Annotated in this window: 19 protein-coding genes and 1 pseudogene; 17 read left to right on the top strand and 3 right to left on the bottom strand. The window is 61.4% G+C overall.

What is annotated here, in order from left to right:
* The first annotated feature begins 81 nt into the window (after nucleotides 1–81).
* Entirely contained in the window at nucleotides 82–1,029 is a 948-nt protein-coding gene (locus WDU96_RS02690) for a hypothetical protein (protein WP_337336940.1), read from the top strand.
* A gap of 75 nt (nucleotides 1,030–1,104) precedes the next feature.
* Here the strand turns inward: WDU96_RS02690 and WDU96_RS02685 are convergent, their stop codons facing one another.
* Entirely contained in the window at nucleotides 1,105–1,392 is a 288-nt protein-coding gene (locus WDU96_RS02685; protein ID WP_337336939.1) for a hypothetical protein, read from the bottom strand.
* Between the two features lie 151 nt (nucleotides 1,393–1,543).
* Here WDU96_RS02685 and WDU96_RS02680 point away from each other — a divergent pair.
* Together WDU96_RS02680 and WDU96_RS02675 are read left to right on the top strand one after the other, a co-directional pair.
* A pseudogene (locus WDU96_RS02680) lies at nucleotides 1,544–1,682 on the top strand (SDR family oxidoreductase); the annotation flags it as partial.
* Between the two features lie 57 nt (nucleotides 1,683–1,739).
* Complete coding sequence (locus WDU96_RS02675) at nucleotides 1,740–2,231, top strand: nucleoside deaminase (protein WP_337336938.1); 492 nt, start codon at nucleotides 1,740–1,742, stop codon at nucleotides 2,229–2,231.
* Between the two features lie 19 nt (nucleotides 2,232–2,250).
* On the opposite strand, the gene WDU96_RS02670 is transcribed toward WDU96_RS02675, so the two are convergent.
* Nucleotides 2,251–5,103: a hybrid sensor histidine kinase/response regulator gene (locus WDU96_RS02670; protein ID WP_337336937.1), complete on the bottom strand. Its 2,853-nt coding sequence runs from the start codon at nucleotides 5,101–5,103 to the stop codon at nucleotides 2,251–2,253.
* A gap of 136 nt (nucleotides 5,104–5,239) precedes the next feature.
* On the opposite strand from WDU96_RS02670, the gene WDU96_RS02665 reads away from it, so the two are divergent.
* From WDU96_RS02665 to WDU96_RS02620, 10 genes are read left to right on the top strand one after another with little or no spacing between them, the layout of a single operon-like run.
* Entirely contained in the window at nucleotides 5,240–6,487 is a 1,248-nt protein-coding gene (locus WDU96_RS02665) for a glycosyltransferase (RefSeq protein WP_337336936.1), read from the top strand.
* On the top strand, nucleotides 6,484–7,761 hold the full coding sequence (locus WDU96_RS02660; RefSeq protein ID WP_337336935.1) for an oligosaccharide flippase family protein: 1,278 nt from the start codon (nucleotides 6,484–6,486) through the stop codon (nucleotides 7,759–7,761). The genes WDU96_RS02665 and WDU96_RS02660 overlap by 4 nt, the downstream gene beginning before the upstream one ends.
* Nucleotides 7,758–8,582, top strand: a complete 825-nt coding sequence (locus tag WDU96_RS02655) for a dolichyl-phosphate beta-glucosyltransferase (protein ID WP_337336934.1) — start codon at nucleotides 7,758–7,760, stop codon at nucleotides 8,580–8,582. The genes WDU96_RS02660 and WDU96_RS02655 overlap by 4 nt, the downstream gene beginning before the upstream one ends.
* Complete coding sequence (locus WDU96_RS02650) at nucleotides 8,579–8,908, top strand: STAS domain-containing protein (protein WP_337336933.1); 330 nt, start codon at nucleotides 8,579–8,581, stop codon at nucleotides 8,906–8,908. Before WDU96_RS02655 ends, WDU96_RS02650 begins: the two co-directional genes overlap by 4 nt.
* Before the next feature lies 1 nt (nucleotide 8,909).
* Complete coding sequence (locus WDU96_RS02645) at nucleotides 8,910–10,790, top strand: ATP-binding SpoIIE family protein phosphatase (RefSeq protein ID WP_337336932.1); 1,881 nt, start codon at nucleotides 8,910–8,912, stop codon at nucleotides 10,788–10,790.
* Entirely contained in the window at nucleotides 10,783–11,163 is a 381-nt protein-coding gene (locus WDU96_RS02640; protein WP_337336931.1) for an STAS domain-containing protein, read from the top strand. The genes WDU96_RS02645 and WDU96_RS02640 overlap by 8 nt, the downstream gene beginning before the upstream one ends.
* A complete protein-coding gene (locus WDU96_RS02635; protein ID WP_337336930.1) occupies nucleotides 11,160–11,531 on the top strand; it encodes a response regulator in 372 nt (123 codons plus the stop codon). Before WDU96_RS02640 ends, WDU96_RS02635 begins: the two co-directional genes overlap by 4 nt.
* Nucleotides 11,528–14,959 carry a hypothetical protein gene (locus WDU96_RS02630; RefSeq protein ID WP_337336929.1) on the top strand — a complete coding sequence of 1,144 codons (3,432 nt, stop codon included), beginning with the start codon at nucleotides 11,528–11,530 and terminating at the stop codon, nucleotides 14,957–14,959. The genes WDU96_RS02635 and WDU96_RS02630 overlap by 4 nt, the downstream gene beginning before the upstream one ends.
* Nucleotides 14,956–16,179 carry a hypothetical protein gene (locus WDU96_RS02625; RefSeq protein ID WP_337336928.1) on the top strand — a complete coding sequence of 408 codons (1,224 nt, stop codon included), beginning with the start codon at nucleotides 14,956–14,958 and terminating at the stop codon, nucleotides 16,177–16,179. Before WDU96_RS02630 ends, WDU96_RS02625 begins: the two co-directional genes overlap by 4 nt.
* Complete coding sequence (locus tag WDU96_RS02620) at nucleotides 16,176–17,813, top strand: hypothetical protein (protein WP_337336927.1); 1,638 nt, start codon at nucleotides 16,176–16,178, stop codon at nucleotides 17,811–17,813. The genes WDU96_RS02625 and WDU96_RS02620 overlap by 4 nt, the downstream gene beginning before the upstream one ends.
* On the opposite strand, the gene WDU96_RS02615 is transcribed toward WDU96_RS02620, so the two are convergent.
* The gene (locus WDU96_RS02615) at nucleotides 17,799–18,578 is read right to left on the bottom strand and encodes an alpha/beta fold hydrolase (RefSeq protein WP_337336926.1); all 780 of its coding nucleotides are present in this window, start codon (nucleotides 18,576–18,578) and stop codon (nucleotides 17,799–17,801) included. The genes WDU96_RS02620 and WDU96_RS02615 overlap by 15 nt on opposite strands.
* Before the next feature lie 219 nt (nucleotides 18,579–18,797).
* Between WDU96_RS02615 and WDU96_RS02610 the strand changes: the two genes are divergently transcribed.
* The 4 genes from WDU96_RS02610 to WDU96_RS02595 are packed head-to-tail and all read left to right on the top strand — an operon-like array spanning nucleotide 18,798 to nucleotide 23,691.
* Entirely contained in the window at nucleotides 18,798–20,270 is a 1,473-nt protein-coding gene (locus WDU96_RS02610) for an ABC transporter substrate-binding protein (protein WP_337337638.1), read from the top strand.
* Nucleotides 20,271–20,273: 3 nt separating this feature from the next.
* On the top strand, nucleotides 20,274–21,305 hold the full coding sequence (locus tag WDU96_RS02605) for an ABC transporter permease (RefSeq protein ID WP_337336925.1): 1,032 nt from the start codon (nucleotides 20,274–20,276) through the stop codon (nucleotides 21,303–21,305).
* Nucleotides 21,305–22,177 carry an ABC transporter permease gene (locus tag WDU96_RS02600; RefSeq protein ID WP_337336924.1) on the top strand — a complete coding sequence of 291 codons (873 nt, stop codon included), beginning with the start codon at nucleotides 21,305–21,307 and terminating at the stop codon, nucleotides 22,175–22,177. Before WDU96_RS02605 ends, WDU96_RS02600 begins: the two co-directional genes overlap by 1 nt.
* On the top strand, nucleotides 22,174–23,691 hold the full coding sequence (locus WDU96_RS02595) for an ABC transporter ATP-binding protein (RefSeq protein WP_337336923.1): 1,518 nt from the start codon (nucleotides 22,174–22,176) through the stop codon (nucleotides 23,689–23,691). The genes WDU96_RS02600 and WDU96_RS02595 overlap by 4 nt, the downstream gene beginning before the upstream one ends.
* Nucleotides 23,692–23,740: the final 49 nt, after the last annotated feature.

Genomic DNA, 23,740 nt, shown 5'->3' with positions numbered 1-23,740 from the left:
AGCGGTGAACATTCTATGGAAGAAGCCAAGAACCGTTCCACCGCAACCAAAAGTGGCTTCAAAGGGCCTACGCTCCCGAATATGGGATCGCACATAGAACCATCTGAGTTGCGAAAGTTCATCGCGTACACCGAGAACAAGGTGTCGCCCAAGGCCGCAGCAAATCTCTATGGTCGCGCTGAGATGCTCGCCAAGATGCCGATGCGCGTGCAGCAGTGGATCGTGGCCCACGCCAAAGGCGATGAATACATGGGGTTCATCGTGGATCCTTACTGCTTCTTTCTGGCCTACGAAATCACCGACGCGGATGCTGCCAGCCGGTTGCTGCCTTCGGGCTATCGCCTCGTTCAGACCGCGATGTTCGCCGGCGAAACCCCTCGTCATTGCGCGATTGTCGGAGCGTTCAATGTGCGCACCTCGGTGTTCGGCGGCGCTCGCGTCGAGCTCTATGTGATCGCCGAAAACGTCACCACCGGCATGCTGACGTGGGTCATCTGCGATTACGAATCCAACACCATCAACTACGACCCCGGTGAAGGCTTCTCTGCCGCCACCACCAGCCAAGCAGTGATCACCACGTCGCACCGGGGTGATGTCATCATCGACGTGCGAAGCAAAGAGCGATCAAACAGCCTTGCTGTCACCGCGGCCGTTCCTGCCGGCGTCATGCAGCCACTTGATCAGCGCCTATGGGTCGATGGCAACCTGTCTGTGGATTACGGCGGACGGCTGATGCACGAGGGGTCTGATGCGTTCGGGCTGGTCTTCGATCCCGGCGAGATGGCGCAGGCGCTTCGCATCCCATTCGACTCGTTGAGCGTGGAGCTCAATACCTTTGGTGCCGACTTCATGGCGAACGAGCCCTTCGAGGCGGCGTGTTTTCCGTTTGCTCAGCACTTCGTCACCACGAGCTACCCGCAGGCAAGTCCGATTCACGATCAGCACACGTTGGAAGAAGCCGTGCGCTCGCACCTCGCCTATGGTCGGTCGTCCGCAACAGGATCGCCGGCCACCGATAAAGCGTCGTGATGTTGCTCGAGACTCCCTGGATTGAAGCTGGAGCGACCTGCTGACGCGGTCAGTGATCCCACTTGCGTCGCCGCCTCACCCTCGACCGGGCATATTCAGATCGTCAGGGTCGACATCGACGTCGCCGGTGTCATCTGGGCCACCCGCGCCCGGGACGGCTCGTACGTCGTCTGGATCGATGTCTGAATCAGTTGTCTCAGGCAACGGGTCGCGCTGCTTTTGTTCGGTCTCGACCTCGCTTGCAGGGCTGTAGGCACGGTCCTTCGTGACGGACGCGCTCTCGGCGGGCTGCCCCTGCCGAGGAGGAGGCGGCATCTCGTCGGTCTCACCGGCGGCAACATTCATCTTCTTATCTGGGTCCATGTGCCCGAGGTTATTCGCGCCGACCACGCACGCCGACCGGCTTGACAAATTGGGCCGCATCCGATCGAGAAGACGCGCTATGGACGCGACTCAGCCGCTGGCGCTGAGACGCTGATTCGAGCTTGTGCGCATTCCTCGAGGGGGCTAGCGGGCTGTATGTCAAGCCCTCGCGTCTGCGGCGGCGTCGTACGTGACGGGTGCATCGTTTGTCGTCGATGGGGGGGATGCTGCAGATGGGCCCCCAGGCGGGTTCGCACATCGAGAGCGGCGAATGGCGCAGCGCGGGCTGACCTAGGGCACTTCATTCTGGTCGATAAGCTGACTTCCCAGCGAAGGGAACGTCGACTATGAGCAACGCAACCGCCCCATCAGCGATCGATACCGCTCACCTGCGCACGGCTATCCAGATCGCGAACGAGTCTGTCGCTGCTGGAAACCACCCCTTCGGGGCAGTACTCGCTGATCCCGACGGCACCGTGGTGCTCAGTGCGCAGAACTCAGTAGTCACCGAACGCGACGTTACGTGCCATGCCGAGACGAATCTGGTGCGCCTGGCGATGCGCAAGTACGGCCCCGATCAGCTGGCCAGTTTCACCCTTTACACCAGCTGCGAACCGTGCGCGATGTGCGCCGGAGCGATCTATTGGTCTGGGATCGGACGCGTCGTGTTCGCACTCGGTGAGACCACGCTGTACGAACTCACCGGCATCAATCCCGACAACCCCACGCTCGCGGTGCCGTCACGCGTGGTGTTCGGCGGAGGTCAGCGCAGCACCGAAGTCGTAGGGCCCGCTCTCGAAGACGAAGCGGCAGTCGCCCACGAATCATTTTGGCGATGACACGCAAATTCGCGTTGGACTAGCTTCGCAGCTCGTTGAGCGCGTTGGTGGCCCGCGCCACTTCAAGGCCGAATTGCGACCTCAATTCGGCGCCAATGCCATCATCAGCCGATGCCGTCTGCTCAATCCTCACCAGCAACGCAGTGAGGTCGCGAAGGCCGAGAGAACCAGCGCTGCCCTTCAGCTTGTGCACCAGGTGCGGGAACGACGCAGAGAGCCCGTCGCGCAAGAGTTCGGCTTCGATATCGGCGCACTGTTTCTCAAACTCTTTCACCAGTGAACGATAGACCTGGTAGTCGAGCTCACCCAGAAGTGCACGAGACTCGGGGTCGACAACGATCGTGGCGTCGGCGTGTGTATCGGTGCCAGCCTCGGCCAAGGCTCGCTGCCCTGGGCGAATTTCAGAGAGCGCCGACACAATGTCGTGTTGCCTGAACGGCTTGCTCAGGAATCCATTCATTCCCGCCTGCTCGGACGCTCTCTGCACTTCTTCTGACACGCTCGCGGAAAGCGCGATGATCGGAACCTGTGACGACGGCGAAGCCAACGCACGTATTCGGCGCGTCGCTTCGAGCCCATCGAGCTGAGGCATATGTATGTCCATCAGAATGACGTCCCACGAACCCTCACTCGCTGCGGCAACAGCCCTCATCCCGTTGTCTACCACGACAACGTCGTGGCCGAGCTTGCTCAAGACGAGCATCGCCGTCTTCTGGTTGATGTCGTTGTCTTCAGCTAGCAGCACTCGAAGCGACAATGCGCCTGACTGCGTGTCGATCGGGGTTTGGACGCTTTGGCCGAGCGCCTCTCTCAACACGCGGCGAAGCGCGGGGCGCACGACTGGCTTGTTCAGTACCCCAGCGAAGATTGCTTGATCACCGTCATCAAGCGAAACACCGACGCTCGACAGCAACACGAGCGGCACGGCCTCCCAGCCGGCGATGGTGCGGATCCGACGAGCAATCTCGACGCCGTCAGTACCAGGAAGGATCATGTCTAGGATCACGACATCGGGCACTCGTATATCGTCGATTCGCTGCCATAGATCCTCCGCACTCGAAGCCGTCTCGCTAGTGATTCCGACACGCTCAAGCTGTGCGGTGGCGATGCGCAGGTTCGTGTCGTTGTCGTCGATCACGAGGGCGCTTCGCCCCAAGAGCGCCGCGTCGCCGGCGCTCAGAGCCTTCGGCGGCACGGGGGCCGAGCTGACCGGAATGGTCACTCTGAATTCGGAGCCTTGCGCGACCTCGCTGCGCACACTGATATCGCCCCCCATGCGTTCAGCCAGCGCTTTGCTGATAGCAAGACCGAGCCCAGTGCCCCCATACATGCGAGTTGTCGATGAATCGACCTGCGAGAACGACTGAAACAGTCGATCCAGGCGGTCTTCGGGAATTCCGATGCCTGTGTCTATGACGCGGATGCAGGCCTCGTGGCCACCATCGGCCAACGGGGTCGCTGAGGCGCGCACCGTGACGGCACCCTTTTCAGTGAATTTGATCGCGTTCGCGACCAAGTTCACAAGGATCTGGCTGGTGCGAGTCTGGTCGCCCTGCACCCAATCCGGAAAACTCTCGCGGATATCACATACCAGCTCGATGCCTTTCGAATCAGCCGCATAGGCGAGGATCTCGATCGCATGCTCCACCGTCGAGTGCAAGCTAAACGGCCGGCGCTCCAGTACAAGCGCATCGGACTCGATCTTCGAGAAGTCCAAGATGTTGTTAATAAGGTCGAGAAGCAGGTCGCCACTGCGGCGCACCGTTTCGACGTAGTCACGTTGGGTGCGGTCAAGCTTGGTATCGAGCAAGAGACCGGTCATTCCGATAACAGCGTTCATCGGCGTTCGTATCTCATGGCTCATGGTGGCGAGAAAAGCTGACTTTGCCTCGGTCGCCGCGAGGGCTTGCTGGTGTGCTCGCTCGAGTTCCGCGTTGAGACTCAAGGCATCACGGCGCAGCCGGTTCAGGAGGCCGAGTGTAAGAAAGAAGCGGACTGCCCCGAGCGCGAGCGCAACGATCGCCGAGAGCAAGGCGAGCGATGACAACGGCACAAAAACTCCGACAAGCAAGACAACCAGCGACATCGCGAGAAAAACGTAAGGTAGGGCTGCAACTACCGCAGAGCGCCCGCTGCCTGGCCCCGGAGCGGGTTTCGAGGTCCAGGCGCCCAGAGCAAACAGTATGAGCGCCACAGGCCACAGCAGGTCTGCTCGCACCGGCACCCTCAGCCCACCGGGCAGCATCTCAGCTGCAATGAGCGCGTTGGCAACCGCACCGATCAAGAGCCCGACAAGCATCAGCCAGAATGCTGGCGTTGGCCGCCTGCGTAGTGACGTTAGCGCACCGACAAGCGCGCCCAAGATCATCAGGGGCCAGGCGACAGTAAACACGACCATCAAGTCGCCTACTCGAATTTCAGGAAAGGGCCTGAGAACGAGCGCGCCACTCACCGCGATCAGCCCTGTCGCCGCGATCAGTGAATCGAGCGTCACCGCGAGCGAAGCTGCGCTAAGGCGCTGCCAGACGAGCAGACCGATCGCCGCGACGAACAACACTGCAAAAGCGCTGTCGAGGATCACGCTCAGCCACGCACTGTTGGGATTGGGCGACTGCTGCGCTAACAGCCAGACCAGCGCGTCTCCCAGTACAAACAATCCGGCACCCGCCGCCAGTGTCGCCCACGTCGCCCGCTCGCGTCGGACGAGCAGCGCTCGGCACGCAATGAGCAACACCGCTGCAGACTCCACTAGCAGGTAGGCAACCGCGCCAAACGCTCCCACCGGAGCGGCTCCTGGCACGAAGATCCATCCGACAAGCGCCAAGAAGACTGCGATGGCCACCGCGAACACGGCAACAATTGGTCGCGGCATCCCACCGGAGATTTCCAGAGACATGCGCGACCCCGCCCCTCTATCTCTTTTCGGCCGCGGAGTTGCTCCGCAAAAGTTTCTTGCCGGATTACGTATGTCGAATAGTATCGGCAGAACACAGCGAGGCGGAGGCCAAGTGTCAGGGTTCAACGACAGCTCCACGCCGAGCGCAGGCGCGCCAACACCGTCCAGCCAGAATGGCGGTCGAGTGTTGAATATTGGCTTCGTCTCGGCTTTTCCTCCCGGGCAGAACAGTCTCAATGAGTACGGCTACCACTTCGTCTCGCACCTCTCACGCCACGAGCGCGTGAAAACAGTGACGCTGTTCGCCGACGAGACCGTAGATGGTCCACCGACGCCGATGCGGGGCGTGGACGAGATTGTCGCGTGGCGATTCAATGCGCTCGGCAACCCGGTGCGGCTTCTACGTGCGATCCGCAAGGCGCGTCCAGACGCGTTGCTGTTCAATCTTCAGTTCGCGACGTTCGGCGATACTCGCGTGGCCGGCGCCCTCGGGCTCCTGGTTCCTGCGCTGGCGAGACTCACCCGCATCCCTGTGGGCGTGATCTTGCACAATCTCGCTGACAACGTCGATATGCAAGATGCCGGATTCGCAGGCTCCGCCCTTGCTGCAAAAGTGATGAAGCTCGCCGGGCGGGTGCTCACGCGTGCGCTGCTGAAAGCCGACTATGTAGCGCTCACCATCCCGCGATACGTGGAGTTTGTGCGTGAGTCTTACGGCGCACGAAATGTGCTGCTCTCACCTCACGGAAGTTTTGAAGAGATCGCCGTGCCGTCGTTCAGTGTTCCCGATGGGGACCGCACGATTCTTGCCTTCGGCAAGTGGGGAACTTATAAGACCGTGGATGTGCTGATAGAGGCGTATCGCCAACTGCGTGACCGCGGCTACCGCGATCTACGACTGGTCATCGCGGGGACTGATAGCCCCAACGCACCGGGATATCTCGCGTCGATCGCCGAAGAGAACAGCGATCTCGAGGGTTTGGAGTTCACCGGCTACGTTGCCGAGTCCGATGTCGCGGGACTCTTCGGGAACGCAGAAGTTGTCGCGTTTCCGTACACGTCGACCACAGGAAGTTCAGGTGTGCTGCACCAGGCCGGCGAATACGGTCGGGCAGCCGTTTTGCCTCGGATCGGCGATCTGGTTGACATCATCGAAGAAGAAGGGTTCGCCGGGGAATACTTCGAGCCCGGAGACACACAGAGCCTCGTTAACGCGCTCGCAACGGTGCTGGACTCGCCAGAGCGCCGGGAACAGCTGGGCAGACAGAACTATGCTGCGGCCACGGGTATCCCGATGTCAGAAGTCGTCCACTGGCACATGATCCACTTGCAGCGGCTGCTGGTGCGGAAGCGCCGATGACTGAACCAGCTGCGCGCAGGGAAGGCACCAGGGCCATCGTTTCTGGGGCTACGGTCCTGTCGATCGCCATGTTGCTGGCCAACATCGGCAACTATGCGCTCAACATCTTTCTTGGACGTGTACTGACGCCCGCTGAGTTCTCCGACGCAAACCTGATGGTCACGCTCATGCTGACCGCGACCGCGGTCGCTTTGGGTCTGGAGATGGTGACGGCGCGCTATACAAGTGTTGCGGAAGCGACGAAGAATCCTGGGGCGGCGGATCGCGTTGCCAGGTCGTTGCGCATCTGGGCCACCGCGGGAGGCATCCTGGTGGGCGTGATCCTGATCGCGCCAGCGCAAGCATGGTCTGAGTTGTTCCAGACCGAGTCGGCGTTGCCATTCATCATTCTGGGACTCGGAATCCCCTTCTATCTTCAGCAATCCGTTGGCCGCGGTGTCATGCAGGGACGGCTCCGATTCGGACTGTTGGCAAGCACGTTCGTCATCGAGATGCTGACTCGGCTCGGCGTCGCCATAGCCCTAGTCGCTCTCGGGTGGGGAGTAACCGGCGCAACGATCGGGCTCTCAGCGTCGTTCGTGGTCACGTGGTTGTCGGTGACCATTCTGGCCCGCTCAAGCCATCGTGAACCCGCGCCAGCGATACCGATGCGCGAGGTCTCGGGCTACGCAGGATTCGTGTCGGTCTTGCTCTTGGCACAGATGATCGCGAACAACAGCGATGTCCTCATCGCAAAAGTAGCGCTGACTCCGACCGATGCGGGAATCTATTCAGCGGTCGCCCTGGTAGGGCGGGCGGTGTTCTATCTGTCGTGGTCGATCGCGACCGTCGTCTTTCCGATTGTGGCAAGAAGGCATGCCGGAGGTAGCGACTCACGCCGCCTGCTGGGCGGCAGCATCGTGGTTATCGCCGCAATCGGACTGGCATGCGCGGCAGGAGCGCTCTGGATCGGCGGTCCAGTGTTGGGTGTGGTGCTGGGGCCAACTTATGGCGACCTGTCGGTTCCTCTCGCGGCGTATGCAATCGCGACGACCATGTTCGCCGTCGCCAACCTTGTCGCGAGCGTGTTCCTCTCGCAGGGCCAACTACGCCAGTCGGCCATTGTTCTCGGCGGAGCAATACTCCAGCTCATCCTCTTGCTCATTTGGCACGCAGACATAGCGCAGCTCATCGTGGTGCAGATCATTGCGATGTCGGTTCTGCTCCTCGTTCTCGCCATAGATGCGATAGCGCGAAGCCGCCGCACGAGCATCGTCGAAGAGAGGATCGCATGACGGAGTCCATCGACCGATACCAGGCCTACAAAACGTGGGTCAACACGCCAAACGCCGAACCGCCCGAAGTTTCTATCGTCATTCCCGCGTACAACGAAGAGATCCGAATCTTGCCGACGATCGGTGCGATCGCGACGCACATGAGCGCCCGAGGGCGACCGTGGGAGCTGATCGTTGCCGACGATGGGTCGACAGACACGACAGTACGCCTTGTCGAAGATCTCCAATTCGCAAATCTGGTGCTCCTCCGCGCGCCAGCGAACGCGGGCAAAGGCGATGCTGTGCGACGTGGCATGCTCGCCGCAAAAGGCAAGCTGGTGTTGTTTGCAGATGCCGACCAATCAACGCCCATCGAGCAATTCGAAGCGCTTGAAGCGAAGATCGCCGAAGGATACGACGTCGCGGTCGGATCACGAAAAGCAGCGGGCGCCACCGTTCGCCACAAGAGCGTGCTCCGCCGAGTGCTCAGCTGGGGGCTTCACTCGCTAGTCAGTCTGCTCTTCGGGATCAAAGTGCTCGACACACAGTGTGGGTTCAAGCTCTTCACTGGCGCTGCCGCAGCCGAGCTGTTCTCGCAACAGAAGATTGACGGCTTCTCATTCGACCTTGAAGTGCTCTACTTGGCGGCAAAGTTCGACATGCGTGTTGCTGAAGTGCCTGTCGAGTGGATCGATGCCCCAGGTTCCACGGTGAGCGCGATCAGGGTTAGTCTCGCCTTCTTGGGCGATTTGGTGAAGATCAAGGTGCGAGACCTTTGCGGAGACTACCCGCAGTCCCGCAGCGGAGACAGCTCCGAGAGCAGAAAGGCGCACACATCATGAGGGTGAAAACCGAACAAGCGGGAGGTTCCGCAACGGTCGAACTCGCTGGTCGCTTCGATGCCAACGAAGTGGACGAGTTTCGACGAGCCATCGACGCTGTGCTCGGCAGCGCAACGACAAGCGTCGTGATCGACCTGTCGCAGGTCGTATTCATCGACTCGAGCGCTCTGGCTGAACTCGTGCGAGTGCACAAGGCAGCAGCTCAGTCGGGGGCGACGCTGACGCTGGGCACCCCGTCGACAGCCGTACGGGTGATTCTCGAGATCACCGATCTCGACAAAGTGTTCAACATCTCGGTCACCTCCGCTGCGGGGAACGCGGACTGACATGTCCCCCTCGGACGCCCCGACAAGCCGCGAGCGCACGGTCGCCGATTGGCTGCGCTCGCCGGGCGCCATTCCCAGAACCAGCGGGCCCGATCTTGGCCCGTTGCAACAGTTTGAAGAGCTCGCTTCGGGAAACCCTGAATTGCTTTCGAGCATCGCGACCGCCGCGGAGTCGTACCGCCGCCAGTTCGCCAAAGTCGGGGCGCTCGCGGGCGCGCTCATTGAAGCTCAGGAGCGCTTGGACGCGATCGGCGATCTCACCGACCTTGTTGTGCGTGTGCTCGACACGGATTCCGCCTTCGACTCGATGCTCGAGGTGGCTCGGGATCTCACCCTGTCGGATGCGGCTCTGCTGATTACCCCGTCCGAGACACTCCCGCTCACTCCCGAACGTCTCAGCGGCGACGCGGGAGCCCTGGGCAGTGCGTTGAGAGCACGCGTCACCGAGGCGATGGTCTCGGGTGGACCTTCATCCGTCAGCCCTCATGAAGACGGTCGGGTCGCCACCACAACGCTGGGGTTGCGCGGCGCGCGCGCCTTTGGCGGCGAGACTCTCGGCGGTCTCGGGTTCTCCCGCTCGCGGGGCGAGCAATTCACCACGGCGGACCTCCGGTTGATCGATACCATCGCGGGCACCATCGAGCTCGGTCTATCACTGCACGTCATGCACGAGTCGTCACTCAAGCGCATTGCTGTCGCGCAAGAGCATCGCATCGCCTCATCCATTGCACAGGCGACGCTCACGGCTGCAGCTGCTTCCATGCCCGGACTTGACGTCGCGTCGGCGACCGTACCGGCGCATGTCTCGGGTGGCGACTTCCACGTCACCATGGAATCGGGTGGTGCGCTGTGGTTCGCTGTGGGCGACGTTTCGGGCAAGGGCCTTCCTGCGGCGATCGTCATGACCCGAACCGTAAGTGCTCTTCGTGCAGCGTTCGCCGGAGCATCCGACCGTGATCTCGACGTCGCGTGGAACTATCTCCTCGACGATCTATTCGACTATCTCGAGCAATTGGGCATGTTCGTAACGCTCGCGTTCGGCTACGTAGACCTTGACGGCAATACGGTGAGCGTATGCAACGCCGGACACTCCCCAATGACGCACGTGAAAGCTGGAATTGCGTCCTCGGTGCCAGCGACTGCCCCGCCGCTCGGGATTATTCGCTCGCTCAGGCCATCGCGCGTGCAACTGCCGCTCGATGACGAGTCGATGCTGGTTATTGGCTCTGACGGGCTGACAGAGCAAGAGAATAGCGACGGGCAGATGTTCGGCTACGACAGGTTCGACGAGCTGTGCTCCACGCTCGTCGAAACGTCATCGGCCGGATTGGTGGACGCGATTTTCTCGCACGTGGACGAGTTTGCACAGCAGCATCCTCGATCTGACGACCAGACTGCATTCGTGCTGAAGACAACTTCGCAGCTCACAGACTCGACGGTGAGCGCGCCGGAGCTGAAGATCGCGGCTGAGGCCTCGCAGCTGCGCGAAATCGGGCCGTGGTTGGCGGCTGCGCTAGAACACCTAGACCCGGCAGAATCGACCGACGCTCACAGCAGACTTGAACTGGCCGCCCACGAGATCTGCATGAATGTGATCGACCACGGTGGCGTCTCGAGCAAGAGCCTCGTCACGCTCACTGTTGACGTCACGGCCGCCGCGGTGCGAGTTCACATTGTCGATCACGGACGATCGTTCGATCCAGACGCCGCACCCGTTCCGGTTGCCGGACAAGCACAGGTCGGAGGCTACGGGCTACTCATCGCCCGTCGGCTGAGCGACGAGCTCCGCTACGCTCGAGAGTCCGAGACGAACCGGTGGATGCTCGTGGTGAAACGCCGCGGGGCTCCCGCACCAGAGAGCGAGGAGAGCCTCGATGAATGACAGCACTCGTCACGTGGGCCCTATGCACGGTGATTTCCTTGTGCACGTGCAAAATGGACCGAACGATGAAACGGCACTCGTCTTGTCGGGTCGACTCGATTCCGTGAGTGCCGTGACTTTGCGAGAGCAGGTCGCGTCGTTGACGTTCACCGAATCAACCCAGCTGACCGTCGACCTGCGTGGGGTGACTTTTCTCGACAGTGCCGGCTTAGCGGCGCTCGTGCAGGCCCATCGGCTCTGCGGCCATGTTGGAGCGAAGGTTGTGTTTTTTGCACCGGATGCTGCAGACGTGTGGCGCATATTCGACCTCACGAAGTTCGATGAGATATTTGCATTCGTCGCTCCGCCGCACGCCCCTGAGGCCAAGCGATGATCACGAACGCACTCGTCGTTGATGATGACCCGGTGTCTCGTGCGGTGTTGTCTCATCTGCTCTCGCGGCATGGGTATGACGTTCACGAAGCGGACGCACCCGAATCAGCTCGCGCGCACGTCGCCGAGACCGAATTCGAGGTCGTCTTCTCTGACTTTCATATGCCGGGCGAGAGCGGACTTGATCTCTTTCGATCGCTTCATCAGCTCGGCGATAGAGCGAAATTTGTGCTTGTCTCCGGTGTCGTTGAGTTGCCGAGCGCCAATCTGGCCGAACTTGGAGTCGACGCAGTCCTGCCAAAACCTGTCATGACCCGCGCGGTCGCCGAGTGCCTGGACCGTCTGGGGCTCCCTCTCGTCGAGAGGTGAATCAGCTCGGCGCTATCGCCGGGCTGATTCCCGTGCGCGCTCACTCTCGGTGGCGGTTGACCTACTTTGTCGCTCGCCACCGACTGCTGCTCATCGCACTGTTGCTCGTCCTTGTCTTTCATGGCGCACTGCTGGTTTCGGGGAGCTATCAGCGCACCTACGACGCCTACGTGCACATTTTCTTCGCAGACCACTACGCGCGTTCTTGGTTCTCGAGTTGGGATGATCGCTGGTACACCGGCTTCTCGACATTCAGCTACCCCCCTGGAGCGCACCAATCAGTCGCCGCTCTGAGTTCGATCTTCGGATTGCTCGGCGCATTCGTGGTTGTGCAGATACTCGCGCTGTTCATCCTCACCATCGGGGTTTACCGTTTCGCGGCGCTGTGGGTAGGGCATCGAGCTGCCGGGTGGGCCGCGATCCTCCTCGTGCTCTCATCGTCTATAGCTGAGACAGTTCATGTGTTCGGCCAACTGCCGACTACCTTCTCTCTCGGGTTTCTGCTGAACGCGTTGCCGTTCGCCGATCGGTGGGTACGCACAGGTTCAAGGCGCGCCCTTTTCTCGGGAGTGGTGTGCGTAATGGCAACCACCGCGGGCCACCATGTGACGACATTGTTCGGGTCAGTCTTCTTCCTGGGTCCGGTGTTGATCGCCGCGCTCGTGCGCGAGCTTCGCCGACCGCTGCCCGATGAAACCGGCGCGCGCACCGTGCGGTTCTCCCGAGCTACGGCATGGCCGCTGATCGCCCGCCGTTTGCGGCGCGTGCGCCCCGCTTTCATACGCACCGCGGCATTTACGTTGCTGGTGATCGCTGTCTTGCTGATTGTCGTGCTGCCGTACTGGCTCCATTCACGCAGTGATCCCATCACGCAGGTGTCTATACCCCACGCGAGTCGTGACAGTTTCATCGTCAACGCGAATGCCGGTCTCGTCTTCTGGCTCGTCCCCTGGGGCATGATGCTGCTCGCGCTGCCGTACGCGCTGGTTCGAGGGTTCACCACACGCGCGTGGCCGCTGGCGCTGTCGCTGTCAGCGTTGACGTTGCTCGGCACGGGTGGCACGACGTTCATTCCGCGAGCACTGCTCGGCGGCGCCTACGACATCCTCACCCTCGACCGATTCACGTTCTGGGCGACGATCGTGATTCTGCCTTTCGCGGGCGCGCTCGTCGTGAGTGCAACCCGTGGCTCGATCAGCACATGGATGAAAGCGCGGCTCGGGCGGGTGCTCAGCGCCCTGCTAGTGGCGCTGGTGACAGTGATGTATCTGTTCACCACGCTGTACGCGGCCAACCTCACACACTTTCGCTCCTTCCAGCCAGACTCGATCGACATCGCGCCGATCACATCGTTTTTGGAGAAAGATCAGCACTCGAACTGGCGCTACCTCACGCTGGGATTTGGCGATCAGATGGCGTGGCTCTCTGCCAACACCACCGCCCAAACCGTGGATGGCAACTATCACTCTGCTCGCCAACTGCCCGAACTCACATCACGCCCGGTCGAGCGCATCGAGGGCGCGAAGTACTCAGGGGTTCCGGGAATCGGGAGTCTTCAGCAGTTCCTCGCTACTCCTGGCCGGTACTCACTGAAGTACGTCTTCAACAACGATGACTTCTATTCACCCCTGCTCGATGCCAGTGGATGGACGAATCTCGGGCCCTTGGAGAATGGCATTGATGTGTGGGAGCGAGCAGACGTTGAGCCGTTGCCCGCCACCTCTGATTCCCAAGAGGGCGCGTTATGGCAGCGACTCATGTGGGGAACGATTCCACCCGGCGCACTGCTGCTCGCTCTAGGTGTCTTGCTCTGGAATCTCGTCGGCGCCCCCATTCCGCGCAGCTGGCATCGGCATCGCTTCGCTGAACACGGCATCTTTGCAAAGTTGAATCTCGCCGCGCGCCTCGGGCGCCGCACAGACGCGGTCCTCGCTCGCGCAGCACGCCGAGTTCCCGACGAAGAGACAGCCAACGAGAAGCGTCGCTGGCTACCAGGCGTCGGGGTGGTCGCAGCCGTGCGCAACGCCGCGACCCGAGCGAAGCCAACACGCAAGCGCGGCAGGATCGCCTTGGTGTTGGTCGTCGTCGCGATACTCGCTGTGGTCGGTGGCGCCGTGTTGCGCCCGACGACGACCCCACCCTCAGATGTGGTCGTGGAGTACTTCGACCATCTCGACTTCCGTAGGTTCGCCGACGCGTATGCGCTGCTCGATCCCGCTACTGCACCCACGTTCGAGCAGTTTCAGGCTGATCTGAACAGTGACGGCGGCCTCGTTGCGTCGTACGCGAAGCTCAGCGACATCGATGTGTCCGAAACGTCTGTCGATGCGCGCAATGCCATCGTGAGCGCGCACCTCACGTTTCTGACCTCACTGCAGTCCTATGAAGTGACGACGACGCTCGCGACTGTGCTCACCGATGCGGGTTGGCGGATAGACCTCCCGCCGTCTGATCAGACTAAGCCGCCTGACCAGTTCACCAGCCGCCCTGATGTCGGCTTCCTCTCGCAAGGACGCACCGATCTTTCTGCGGACTCGACAAGTGCCGTCGATGTGCTCGACCGGCCAGAGATCATGTTGGATATGGTGCGAACAGTGCAACTCGACGGCCGTTGGGTGGTGATCGGTCAAGTGACGAACACCGATGTCACGCCAGCTGATGTCACCGTTCAAGCGCAGCTGCGCGGGCCCGACGAAGAGCTATTGGTCGAATGGGATGCAGCGCAGGTGATGGTTCATAAACTCCTGCCGGGCCAATCGACACCGTTCCGCATCGAATTCCAATACATCGCCGGCACGGGCGAGTACGGAACAGAAGCTGACGGTGGTGTGTTGAGCTCCGGAACGCAGGAAGACCTCGCCGCAGATGGAACGACCGATCCCGTGGTCGTCGCTCCCGCCACCGAGACCGATGCACTCGATCTCAACGGCCCCGTTGAATTCGACCCCCAGGTCATCACACCCCTCGTGCTCGCCGAAGGCGAGAGCGTCGACTCTGTCGAGGTGTCAGCTCGTGCTGTGGTGACCGCAGCGCCCATTCTGACTGGATTGCAGGTCGAGCAGTTGCGCGTAGAGCAAGCAGACGACGGCAGCTATCGCCTGCGCGGCTCGATCCGTAACGACAGTGTCACCGAAGCCGCGGTGCCCCACGTCTTGTTCTCCTATCTCGACGAGCTGGGGCGACTCGCGTGGATTGACCATGCCTACCTTGAGCACAGCATCGCGGCGCAATCATCATCGAACTTTGATGTAGCGATTCCGAGCGAACTCACACTGATCTACCCGTCGATACCTACCTCGACGTTCAGCGGTCCCTCCCACGCCACCCCAGACACGGCGATCACCGGCGCGCTCACGCTCCCCGTTGAGTCAGGGTTCGGCTCGGTCTCCGCCACGGTCACAAGCTACGTGCGAGGGGCAAGCGAATGACGCGGCATATCTCTCGGCGCGCGGTGCTCACGCCCGCATTCATGGCGGCAGCGCTCTCTCTCAGTGCGGCGAGCGCCTTTCCCATTCACCCGATAGTGGTCACACAGCCAACGCTGATAGTCGAAGCTCCGGCGTCGACAATCGCGGGTGAGTCGACGGTCATCGACATCGCAGGTGCGACAGGCTCCTTGCAATTGATCATGGCCGGCTCATTGGGCACAGCTACCTTTGACCTCGATCCCGATGGCGGCGCGACGTCATTCACCTTGCCATCAGGACTGACACAGGTTGCCGGTCTGATGACGATCACCGCGGTGTCGGACGGCATCACCACCAGCACGCAAGTTGTGATCACCCCAGCCAAAGCGAGCTCGGTGCAGACGATTGTCGGTGCGCGCTCGATCGTGGCCGATGATGCTGACGTGTCGATGGCTGTCGCACTGCCCCAGGACGTGTGGGGAAACGCCGTGGCCAACGGCACTCCTGTTGAATTCACTCGCATCAATCCCCAAGACAGCGTGCAGGTGCTTCCGACAACCAGCGCGCACCTGCTCGCCTGGGCAGACTTGTTCTCGGGAACTGTTGCCGGGCGCAATACCGTTTGGGCTTCGCTGGGCGAGTTGCGTAGCCCGTCTGCCGATCTCGACGAGGTCGCCGGGCCGCCTAGGCCATTCGCGCTGTCTGTCGTGGCACCGTCGGGTTCGCGCGCAGTCGCCGATGGTCGCTCGCTTGTTCTGGTGCGCACCGACATTCTGCGCGATGCGTTCGACAACGTGCTCGCGGACGGCACGGCGGTCGAGTTCCGCTGGTCGGGACCGAACGGCGAGGGCACCGCGAACGCAGTCTTGATCTCGGGGCAGGCCGAGACTTGGCTGCAATCACCTGCGATCGCTGGCGTGACCGTGATCACGGCTCGCGCCAAAGGTGTGGATGCTGCGGAGTCTATCGACCTGAATTTCTCACCAGCGCTGGGCGATTTTGCTGCCACCGCGACACGTTCGGACGGGGTGCTCAGCATCGACGTCGGACCCGTTTTCGGTCTTGACGGTGCCCTTGTTCCCGACGGTGCGACGGTTTCGGTGTCGGGCGAGGGCGTCAGCGCGGAGGGCCAGCTTGACTCGGGCTCGGTCTCCATTCAGATTGCACTTGCCGATTCAATGGCGATCGAGAGCGTCGACGTCACTATTCTCGGCTCAACCGTAGCGGTGAGCGTGCCGTGATCAAGTTGACGACCGCCAAGCTGGCAATCGCCTCGATGCTCGCGGTGGCGCTACTCATAGCCGGCTTTCTCGCCATCAGCTTGTCGGGAACCATCGTGAGCACGTTTACGTCAGGCGCCTCAACCGAAGATGCCCTGCACGATGTTGACACGGTACCGACCATGGCCGACACACTTGTCACGTGGCAACGTGACGAGTGGACGCGCGAGCGCGAGATGGAGTCCCCCACTCGTATCTTGCTCGAGTCCGCCTATCTCAGGGCGTGGGCAGCGATGGGCGCTTATCAGTCACACGGCGATACCGATGCCGTTGAAGACACATTCAGTGGTCAGGCAAGAGAGAACGTGCTCAACCTGCCGAGCGACGAAGCCACAGCGATGTGGTCTTTGGGTCATCAGTTGCGGCTTACCTTCTATTCCCGCGACGGCTCCATTGTGGCTTTCGACGATGAGAGGGCACGCGTCGTGCGTGAGACAGTCGTCGACGGAACTTCAACGATTCTCGAGAGCGTCGAGACATACTCGGTGGTGATGGTGCTAGAAGACGGTTACTGGCGCATCAAACAACTGTTGCGCACGGGCGAAGACAGCCTGATGATCACCACGGCGTCAGCAGATGAGGATCCGGTCGTCACCGGCGTGCCGGCATTGCCCTCAGCATCCACCGAATCGCCGGGACGCGCGTTGACCTACTCGTACGCGCTTTGGGCTGACCCCACGACCGACATTGCGAGCGACGTCGCCGAAGCTGTGGCCCTCGGGGCTGAGCGACTGCGCGTGGATCTGCCACCACCTGACCCGACAGCTTCGGGGGCGAGTGACGAGACTCTCGAGCGGCTGCAACGCACCATCGCGCTCAGCCGCGCGGCGGGCCTAGCCGTCGATGTGGTCTTGTTGAGCGCGACTGTGAGCGACGAGCCCGCGCTTTGGCCAGTTATCGACGCTTTTGTGCGCGAGATTGTCGAAGCATCCGGAGACGATATTCGCGCAATCGATATCATGAGCGGAGTCTCGACAGCCGACCTCGGCGTGACGCGAGCAGCTCTCATCGCTCACTTGTCCGTGCTCGTCGCTGAGCTCGCACCTGCCGTCACTCGAACGATCGGCTGGGATGCAACTGCCTCAGTTGATAGCGACCTGCAAGCGCTCGTAGACGAGCTCACTCTCACGGGCGACGCGGGCTCGCCTGCTTTTCTCGATGGCATCACGGCGTCGACACAAGCGTTCGCGGATCCGTCGACCAGCGTGGTGATTCGATCGGGCACCACTGCGGCAAGTTGGTCGCCGAAACCGTCGACGGAGCATGCGCAGGCGTCTGGGATCGCCGCCACACTCGGTGGACTGCCTCACGCGCTCAGCGACGCGGTGAGTGTCGGCGATCTGCGCGATCTTTCTCCCGACGGAGGGACGGGAGTCGTCTCCTACGGCGGCTCTCCGAAAGAGGCTGCGGCGCTGGTCGAACCGCAGATCGCACCTTCAGATGTCGGACCGGTCAGTGTGCGCGACGTGCTCTCCGCCCGATTCTGGCAACTGGCCGGCGTGGTGGTCACTGCGGTGGCGGCGTGGGGAGTCTTTCGCTTCCGCGTGCTCCTCAAGGCACGACGCCGCCGACCCGAGGGGTCAACTGGGCGATGACGTCGCAGCGAACTCTTTCACCTTGGCCACGAACCGCTCCGGCTCGACGAGGTGTGGGTAGTGGCCCTGCTGCCACACTTCGTAGGTCGAGCTCGGGATCGACTCAGCCAGCCACGCGTAGTAGTCCTCGCCGGGGTCGATTCCGACGATGAACAAGTAGGGCACGTCCGAAGGGAATGCGGTCAACTGCTTCACCGTCTCAACCAGCTCTTCGGGCGTCTGCTGCAGCATCGGCGCCCAGGCACCGAGCACCACTTCACGGCGCGGCGTTCGCAACCGAGAAAGACGCTTGTTCTCCTCACGAGGCAGCACGCCGCGCATTGAGCGGAACATGCTGCTTACAAGAACAGGGAACAGCGGGCTCTTGAGCAGCGGTTCAAGAGACTTCACCTTCTTCTGCATGTCGCCAAGCGCGAGGGCCTGATCGATGTTGATCACCCCGACCGTGGGGAAGAGCACGCCGTAAGCGGTGGCGATGATGCCACCCATCGAATGCCCGATAACAAGTGGAACTGCACCGGGCCGAACCGCCTCGACGGTTGCATGCACGTCTGCGGCCAACGTGCGCGGGTCGTAGGGTGATTGCAGCGGTGAGTCGCCGTGGCCGCGCACATCAACGCGCAGCACTTCGAACTCGTCGCCAAGGTCGATCGGATCCCACGATTCTTTGCGCTCGGTGATGCCGTGAATCAACACCACCAGCGGACCTGATCCTTGGATGTCATGTGCGAGCGTGATCGGGGTGGAGCCAGCAACATCAGTCATGACGCCAATCTAGAGCTGCGACGGCGTTGAGTGGTAACCGCCGCGATGGCAGATATGTTGCTCGCGATAGGGTGATCCCGACAGGCGGTTGAGCAATCTGCATAGATATGGGGTCGGGTCATGCCACCGTGGGAGGGAGAAACTCACGCTGCCAGAACTCGCGGACGACATCGAAAAGCCCGCGCATGCCTGGCCGCTCTGATGGTGACGTGCGTGGCCATGGTCTCGGGCTGCGCATCGGACTACGCGAATGGCAGCGCCGCTGATGCGAACGAAGCCGTCTACCGCCTCGCCATTTTCGACCCAGGTGGCGATATCGACCCACTTACCGCGGCCGACCCGTACGCGCTAGCCATCACCGGCCTGGTTACTGAGCCGCTGGTGAGCCTCGACGTGGATGGCCACCTGAATCCTCGACTCGCGACGGACTGGTCAGCCGCGCAGGATGGGCTGACGTGGACATTCACTCTTCGTGATGACGCGGTGTTCAACGACGGCTCGGCCGTCACCGCTGCTGACGTTGCTGCCACTTTTGATGCCATCACTGCCGACGACAGCATGTCGCCAGGCGGCAGCGCCTTCGCCGGAATCCTTGAGTCGACCTCTGCACTTGCATCCGAGACGGTGCAGTTCGCGCTGGAGCGGCCGTTCGCAGACTTTCCACTTCTGCTCACTGGCACGAACACTGGCATTCTTCCCGCCGGCTACGTTCCAGGCACATGGCGCGACAATCCCGTCGGCGCCGGTCAGTTCCTGCTCGAGGACTACACCATTGGCCAAGGGGCTACGTACGTCAAGAACCCCGACTATTGGAATGCTGATGAGATCAACCTCGACGGGGTCGAGCTGAAGATCTATGGCGATACCCAAGCGAGCGTGCTGGCATTCCAAGCGGGTGAACTCGATCGGATCGGGCTCACCTCTGACGTCGCATCCACCGTTGATCTCGACGAGTACAACATCATCTCTTCGGGCTACAACAGAATCGACGGGCTCTTCTTCAACACTGACCTGGCGCCGTTCGACGACGAGTCAGTCAGACAAGCGATCGCCTGGGCGATTGATCGCGAGAAGCTGGTTGACGATGTCTATGAAGGCAACGCTGAAGTCGCGAACGACACCGTGTTCCTGCCCGATTACCTTCTCCAGCCACAAGGTCTAGAGCAGCGCCAGCAAGATCTGGACGAAGTGGCGCGTCTGCTTGGCAACCGCACCATCGAGTTCACCCTCACCACGTCATACCAACTGCTCGGAGAAGTACTGCAACAGCAGTTGAATGCGGTGCCGGGCTTCGAAGTGACGCTCGAAGTGCTCACGAGCGAGCAGTACTACGCCGAGGGCGAGAACTCCCCCTGGTTGAACGCACCCGTGACTGCCACGAGTTGGGCAAAGCGGGTTCCGTCACAGTACATTTCACTGATCTACGCAGAGCAGAGCCCCATGAACGCATCGCACTACGCGAACTCCGATCTCGAAGACCTCAGCGTGCTGTTCGATGCAACGACCGACGAGGCTGAGCGACAGCTGCTCGCCGACGACATTGCAGAGATCCAATGGACCGACGTTCCCGTTGTCGTACCCGCGTTCTCGACATCGCGAGCTCTCCAGAACACGCGCGTGGTTGGCGATTTCGTCGGGGCCCTTGACTTCTACTCCGGCTACAACTTCGCCGGAATATCGATCGCAAACTAGCCTGTGAGCGTTCCCGCCTCCGGTGAGACCGGCTCCGCTATGGCTAGCCGATCAGCGCTGTTTCGTGAGCGTCAACGCGCCACACCAAAACTCATCGGGCTGAGGCTCCTGCAGATTCCAGCGGTTCTCTGCGTGGTGTCGATCATCGTCTTCGCTCTCATCGAGGTTGTGCCGGGCGATCCCGGCCGAAACGCACTAGGGCAGTACGCGACCGCAGAACAGGTCGCGCAATGGAACGCGAGTCACAATCTTGATGGCGCTTTGATCGAACGCTACATCGCCTGGACGGGCGGTCTGCTGACAGGCGATTGGGGCATCAGTCTCGTCTACGACGAGCCCGTTCTCGATCTCGTTTTCGGACGCTTGAGCAACTCCATGATGCTCGGCTTGTATGCGTTCCTCATGCTGGTGCCGATCGCGATCGGCCTCGGTGTCGCGCAAGCACGACGCGAAGGGTCGCGCAGCGACAGGGCACTCACCATCGTGCTGATGTCTCTAGCCGCCGTGCCCGAGTTCGTCATCGGCGTGCTGATGCTCATCGTGTTCGGGCTCGCACTGCCGATTCTTCCGATCAACTCCGGTGATGCGCTAGGCCAAGGATTGCCTGCTCAACTTCGCGCCATGACACTTCCTGCGATCACCATCGCACTCGGGTCTCTCGCGGTGTTCGCACGGATGACGCGAAATGCCGTTATCGAAACAACCGGATCGCAGTTCTACCGAACCGCTGTAGTCAAGGGCGTGGATGGCAGCGCATTGTTGCGCAGACACGTGGCGCGCAACTCCATGATTCCGGTCGTCTCGTTGCTCGGGATCTACCTCGGCGCGATGCTCTGCGGAAGCGCTGTGGTCGAGACGTTGTTCAGCTATCCCGGCCTCGGCGCGCTGCTCGTGACGGCTACGCAGCAGAAAGACATCTTCGTGCTTACCGCTGGTGTCATGATCACCGCCGTCATCTCGATGTTGGCACTGCTGGCCACCGATGTCGTCTTCACAATGATCGACCCGCGCGTACGGTTCTCAGGAGGCAGCTGATGCTGCGCGGTGAACCGGCATTCGAGACTGACCATGAGCCGTCGCGTGCGCCGCTGCCTCGCAACAGGGCAGAAGCCGCTTTGTGGCGACGACCGACTTTCACGCTGAGCGTGCTGATCGTGTCTGGGTGGGTTATCGCCGCACTGGGCTGGCGTTGGTTGGGACTCGACCCTTTCGGCGACACTGGCGCCAAACTCGAAGCACCGAGCACCGAACACTGGATGGGCACGGATCGTTTGGGCCGTGACGTTCTTGCACGGGTGCTTGCTGGCTCAGAGTCGGCGCTGATTGTCGCACCGCTCGGTGCCTTGCTGGCAACCGCATTCGGCACCACATTGGGCCTGATTGCGGGTTTCTATCGTGGGTGGGTCGACCAGCTGCTGATGAGATCGTTCGATATCGTGCTCGCGATTCCCAGCATCATTTTCTTTCTCGTGCTCGTTGCTGCATTCGGTGGTAGCACCATCGTTGTCGCTTTGAGCGTGGGGTTTCTGTTCGCTCCGTCAACTGCGCGGGTCATTCGGGCAGAAGTCCTGGTCGAAATGGGCAAGGACTACATCACCAGCGCGAAGCTGCAGGGCGAGCGTGCAATCCGTATGCTGCGATCAGAACTGCTCCCGAACGTCTGGCCCCAGGTGCTCGTGCAGGCGACTCTGAGCCTCGCCGCTGCGGTTTTCATCGCAGCCTCGCTGTCGTTTCTGGGACTGACCGTATCGCCCCCGTCGCCAGACTGGGGCCTTGCAGTGAATGAAAACCGTGCATACCTGCGCACCGCCTGGTGGACGGTTGTGTTTCCGACGGCCGCGATCGCTTCCTTCGTTGTTTCGGTGAATCTGATCGGAGATAACCTCAAAGAAGTGTTTCGTCGATGAGCGCCCTGGTGCAGGTGAAGTCGCTGGAGGTCGCCTATCGATCACGCGGGCAGCGCGTTCGCGCTGTCGACGGCATCTCTTTCGAGATCGAACGAGGACAGCTGTTCGGGCTCATCGGAGAATCTGGCTCGGGAAAGAGCAGCGTCGCAATGGCGCTCACTCGCTATGCCAGCCGAAACGCGGAGATACACGCAGAGCGATTGCGCGTCGCCGGACAAGACCTGCTGGCTCTGCACGGGACGGCGCTGCGAGAGTATCGACGCAACGACATCGGCGTTGTGTACCAGGAGCCCGGGCGCGCGCTCAACCCCACGGCCACAGTGGGCGCGCAGATAGCCGAAGCGCATCGACTTGGTGGCGTCGCGAAGTCTCGCGCGCAGAAGGCCGCGGTGAGATCTCTCGCCGAAGTCGGCATGCCGAACCCTCAGGCAGTTGCCTACCGATACCCGCACGAACTGTCGGGTGGCCAGCAACAACGCGCGATGGTCGCGATGGCCCTTGCCAACCGACCTCAGCTGCTCATCTTGGATGAGCCGACGACAGGACTCGATCCTCACGCTCAGGCCGACGTCCTCTCTCTCGTGAAGCGTCTTCAGCGTGAACTCGGTTTCGCGACTCTCCTCATCAGCCACGATCTGCCCACCGTGGCAGCGTATTGCGATCGGCTAGCTGTGCTCGAGCGTGGTCGCATCGTCGACACAGTGAGCTCCCACGCAATAGCGGCCACCGCCGGGTTCTCAATCGCTCCTCTGGAGGGCCTCGGCCACAGAGCTGCTGCACCCCATAGATTCAGCAGAGGTGAACGAGTGCTCGTCGCATCAAAAGTCACCAAAAAGTTCGGGTCGTTCGTGGCTGTGAACGATGTTTCCCTGCACATCGATCGGGGCGAGACCCTCGCTCTTGTCGGTGAATCAGGCTGCGGAAAGACGACGCTCGCTCGCGCTCTCGCAGGATTGACGACGCACGAGGGTTCAGTGACGATCAACGCACCGACGTCGCCTCCTCCCGTGCAGTTTGTATTCCAGAGCCCAGAGTCATCCCTCAACCCGCGCCGAACCGTGGCGCAGACGTTGGGTCGCGCCATCGAGTTGCTCCACGGCGATCGCTCCCCCGAGCAGCTCGCCGCGAGCACTGGCCTTTCTGCCGATACGCTCGCAAAGCTTCCCCATCAACTGTCGGGCGGTCAGAAGCAGCGAGTCGCGATCGCACGTGCGTTCGCCGGACGCTCGTCGGTCATCGTCTGTGACGAGACGACGTCCGCTCTTGATACGAGGCTGCGTGCAACGATTCTCGATCTGCTGATCGAGTTGCAAGAGCGCACCGCTGTCTCGTATCTGTTCATCTCGCACGACCTCACAGCTGTTCAGCGCATTGCGCACCGGGTCGCAGTGATGCAAAACGCACGGTTGGTCGAAACCGCTGCGGCGTCTGCGATCTTTGAACGCCCGCAGCACCCATACACGCAGCGGCTACTCGCTGCGGCAGCCGCGGCTCGTGGCCGTAACACGGGTTAACCCAGGGGTTAGAATCGTTTCATCTACGAGAGACGTGCATGGCGAGCTG

Origin of the sequence: Microbacterium marmarense (assembly GCF_037204165.1) — a bacterium.
Classification (GTDB): Bacteria; Actinomycetota; Actinomycetes; order Actinomycetales; family Microbacteriaceae; genus Microbacterium; species Microbacterium marmarense.
Note: the sequence above shows the minus strand (reverse complement) of the source record. Positions and strands in the feature narration are given on the sequence as shown.